Annotated in this window: 3 protein-coding genes; all 3 read left to right on the forward strand. The window is 63.3% G+C overall.

Annotation, left to right across the window (positions count from 1 at the left end; genetic code table 11):
• Positions 1-5 precede the first annotated feature (5 nt).
• Positions 6-1616 (forward strand): alpha-amylase family glycosyl hydrolase, encoded by a 1611-nt coding sequence (locus IL54_RS04890; RefSeq protein WP_037473649.1) that lies wholly within the window; start codon positions 6-8, stop codon positions 1614-1616.
• Positions 1613-3685 carry a glycoside hydrolase family 97 protein gene (locus IL54_RS04895; RefSeq protein ID WP_037473651.1) on the forward strand — a complete coding sequence of 691 codons (2073 nt, stop codon included), beginning with the start codon at positions 1613-1615 and terminating at the stop codon, positions 3683-3685. Before IL54_RS04890 ends, IL54_RS04895 begins: the two co-directional genes overlap by 4 nt.
• 147 nt (positions 3686-3832) lie before the next feature.
• Positions 3833-4477 (forward strand): MFS transporter (locus IL54_RS04900; RefSeq protein ID WP_037477836.1); only part of this gene is annotated, 645 nt, incomplete at its 3' end.

Below are 4477 nucleotides of genomic sequence, written 5' to 3' on the forward strand. Positions count from 1 at the left end.
CCTGAATGACCGACATGCCTGAACCATGGTGGCGCGGTGCCGCCATCTACCAAATCTATCCGCGCAGCTTCGCCGACTCCAATGGCGACGGTATCGGCGACCTCAACGGCATTACCGCCCGCCTGCCTTATGTCGCGTCACTGGGCGTCGATGCGATCTGGCTGTCGCCCTTCTTCAAAAGCCCGATGCGCGACTTCGGCTATGACGTGTCGGACTATTGCGATGTCGATCCGATTTTCGGCACGCTTGCCGATTTCGATGCGCTGGTCGCGCGTGCCCACGCCCTTGGCCTGCGCGTCATCGTCGATCAGGTCTGGGCGCATACATCCGACCAGCATGGCTGGTTCGTCGAAAGCCGCGCCAGCCGCGACAATGCCAAGGCCGACTGGTATGTCTGGGCCGATGCCAAGCCAGACGGATCGCCGCCCAATAATTGGCAGTCGGTCTTCGGTGGCCCCGCCTGGACCTGGGACGCGCGGCGCGGCCAATATTATATGCACAGCTTCCTGCGCGAACAGCCGCAATTGCACCTGCACCACCCGGACGTGCAGGCGGCCGTGTTCGACATCATCCGCTTCTGGCTCGACCGGGGCGTCGATGGCTTTCGCATCGACGCGATCAACCATTCGATGCACGATCCAGAGCTGCGCGACAATCCGCCTGCACCCGACGATGGCAGCCTGCGCACCCGCCCGTTCGATTTCCAGATCAAAACCTATAATCAGAGCCACCCGAACATCCCCCTGTTCCTGGAGAAAGTCCGAAGCGTGTTCGACGCCTATCCCGATCGCTTCACCGTCGCCGAAGTCGGCGGCGCGGACAGCGACCGGGAGATGAAGGCCTTTACCCAGGGCGACTACCGCCTCAACACCGCCTATGGCTTCGACTTCCTCTATGCCCCTGCCTTGACCAGCGACTTGATGAAAGGCGCTCTGCAAAAATGGCCGGCGGAACAGGGCATCGGCTGGCCAAGCTGGGCCTTTGAAAATCACGATGCCCCCCGCGCCGTATCGCGCTGGGCCAAGGATCATGACCCGCAAGCCTATTGCCGGATGAAGATGCTGCTGCTCGCCTGCCTGCGCGGCAATATCTTCCTCTATTATGGCGAAGAATTGGGCCTGTCGCAGGTCGATATCGCGTTCGAGGATCTGCAAGACCCCGAAGCCATCGCCAACTGGCCGCTCACCCTGTCCCGCGACGGCGCCCGCACGCCGATGCCGTGGATCGCCGATGCGCCCTATCTCGGTTTCTCCGACGCCAAACCCTGGCTGCCGATCGGGGAAGTGCATCGCCCGCTCGCCGTCGACCGGCAGGAGGCAGACGCCGCCTCCCTACTGCACTGGACTCGTGAGGTTCTCGCCTTGCGCAAGGCCTATCCTGCCCTGCGCGCCGGCACGGTGGATTTTCGGGAGATGCCCGGCGACCTGCTCGCCTTCGAACGCAGCCATGGCGGCGAACAGCTGCTCTGCATCTTCAACCTTGGCGATCAGCCGGTCAGTTGGACGCCGCACGATGCGGAACGCTGGCAGCCGATGCTGACATGCGGGGGCGCCACGGCTTGGCACTTCCCCGCCGCCGCCGCCCTCGTCGCCCACTATCAAGGACATATAGCATGACGCGACTGACTGCGCCCACCCTCCGCATTTTGGCCATCCCGCTTTTCGCCCTGTCGCTGGCCCCGATCGCCGCACGCGCCGATGTCGTCGCCAAGGCCGCCTCGCCCGATGGTCGCATCACTCTGACCGTCAGCCTGGATGGCGAGGGCCGCCCCAGCTACGCCGTGCAGCGCGACGGCCAACCGCTGATCGCCGACAGCCGCCTTGGCTTCATGCTCACCGACGCGCCCAAGATCGAGCGCAACCTGACGCTGGCCGACACGAAGCGCGACCGGCGCGACACGAGCTGGACGCAGCCCTGGGGCGAATGGTCGACCATTCGTGACAATCACAGCGAAATCCGTCTCGCCTTCCGCGAGAAGACCGACCTTCAGCGCGAAATGGATGTGACCTTCCGCCTGTTCGACGATGGCGTGGCCTTCCGCTACACCCTGCCCGACCAGCCCAATCTGCACCATGCCAATATCGCCGAGGAACTGACCCAGTTCGCCTTCGCCCAGCCCGGCACCGCCTGGTGGAAGCCCGCCTTTGAATGGAACCGCGAAGAATATCTCTACGACAAGACGCCGCTCGATGCGGTCGGCACGGCGCAGACCGTCATGACGGTGAAGCTCGCCAGCGGCACCCATGTCGCGCTGCATGAAGCGGCATTGGTCGACTATAGCGCAATGAACCTGGCGCGGGTGCAGGGCAATATGTTCCGCGCCGCCCTGACGCCGGGCGCTGGCACCGCCAAAGTCTCGCGTGATGCGGGTTTCTCGACGCCCTGGCGCACCATCGCGATCGCCGACGATGCGGCGGGCCTCTACATGAACCACATGATTCTGAACTTGAACGAGCCTAACAAGCTGGGCGACGTGTCGGGCTGGATCAAGCCGGGCAAGTTCGTGGGCGTGTGGTGGAACATGATCAAGGGCGAATGGAGCTGGGCGCGCGGTCCCAAACATGGCGCGACCACCGCCAATGTCCGCCGCTATATCGACTTCGCCGCTGCCAGCGGCATCCCCGCCGTGCTGGTCGAGGGATGGAATGTCGGCTGGGACGGCAACTGGTTCGGCAATGGCAATGCCATGAATTTCTCCCAACCGACCGAGGATTTCGACGCGGACGCGCTGGCGGCCTATGCGAAATCGAAGGGCGTCACGCTGATCGGCCATCATGAGACCGGCGGATCGGCCAGCCATTATGACGCGCAACTCGACAGCGCCTTCAAATGGGCGGCCGACCATGGCGAACAGGTGGTCAAGACCGGCTATGTCACCGATGCCGGGCAGATCGAGCGCGTCGATGCCGATGGCACCCACCATCGCGAATGGCATGAGGGCCAGTGGATGGTGAACCACTATCTGCGCGTGGTGCAGGCCGCCGCCAAATATAAGGTCAGCATCGACAGCCACGAACCGGTCAAGGACACCGGCCTGCGCCGCACCTACCCCAATTGGGTGTCGCGCGAAGGTGGCCGGGGCATGGAATATAATGCCTGGGTCGGCGGCAAGAACCCGCCCGAACATGAAGCCAATCTGGCCTTCACCCAGATGCTCGGCGGCCCGATGGATTTCACGCCCGGCGTCCTCAGCCTCTCCGGGTCTGAAGGCAGCACGATCCAATCGACGATCGCCAAGCAACTCGCCCTCTATGTGGTCTTGTATTCGCCCGTGGTGATGGCCGCCGATACACCGGAAAATTACGCGAAATATCCCGGCCCCTTCCAGTTCATCAAGGATGTGCCGACCGACTGGTCCGACACACGCGTCCTGAACGGCGAAGTCGGCGACTATGTCACGATCGCGCGCAAGGAAAAGGGCGGCGATGACTGGTATCTGGGTGCGGTTGGCGACGAAGAAGCCCGCGCCAGCCAGGTGACGCTCGATTTTCTGGATGCCGGGCGCAGCTATGTCGCAGAAATCTACCGTGACGGACCGGGCGCGGATTATCGCACCGATGCGCGCCACGCGATCGTGATCGAGAAGAAGACGGTCAGGAAGGGCGACCGGCTGACGATCGCGCTGGCACCGGGTGGCGGTCAGGCGATCCGTTTCGTGGCGGGCGGCAAACCACGCCGGCGCTGACATCCTAATTCCTGTCCTACAGGTCGCGCGCGCTCTATGCTGCCAACCGCAGCCTGCATCGACGTCCGACTTTCCGATAGGATCAGAAACGGGCAATAAAATATCGAAATTGCCGGGAAATATGCGAAGTTAAGGGGCGGATGCGGGATGGACGGGCAAAATGACAGCACACAGGTAACCCGCCCCCGACAGGGTTTTGCGGGACTGTGGAATATCAGCTTCGGCTTCTTTGGCATCCAGATCGGCTTCGCCCTTCAGAACGCCAATATGAGCCGCATCTTCCAGTCGCTGGGCGAAAGCCTGGACGATCTGGCGTTGCTGTGGATCGCTGCGCCCCTGACCGGCCTGTTGGTTCAGCCGATCATCGGCCATTATAGCGACCGGACCTGGTGCCGGTTTGGTCGTCGCCGCCCCTATTTCTTTGTCGGCGCGCTGTTCGCGGCGGCGGCGCTGATCGGGATGCCCAATGCCCCCGGTCTGCTGGCGGCGGCGATGATGCTCTGGATACTCGACGCTTCGTTGAACATCTCGATGGAGCCGTTCCGTGCCTTTGTCGGCGACATGCTGGACAAGGATCAGCATATGGCCGGCTATGCCCTGCAAACCGCCTTCATCGGCGCGGGCGCCGTGATCGGGTCGGCCACCCCCTGGATGCTTGACCAGATGGGTGTCGCCAATGTCGCCGTCGGGCCGGGCGTGCCCGACACGGTACGGATCAGCTTCTATATCGGCGGGGCGGCGCTGTTCCTGGCGGTGCTATGGACCGTGCTGACGACGCGCGAATATGCGCCC

The organism is Sphingobium sp. ba1, assembly GCF_000743655.1.
GTDB lineage: Bacteria > Pseudomonadota > Alphaproteobacteria > Sphingomonadales > Sphingomonadaceae > Sphingobium.

Coding starts and splice junctions, on each gene's coding strand:
- IL54_RS04890 (WP_037473649.1), top strand. CDS start 6: ATGACCGACATGCCTGAACCATGGTGGCGCGGTGCCGCCATCTACCAA.
- IL54_RS04895 (WP_037473651.1), top strand. CDS start 1,613: ATGACGCGACTGACTGCGCCCACCCTCCGCATTTTGGCCATCCCGCTT.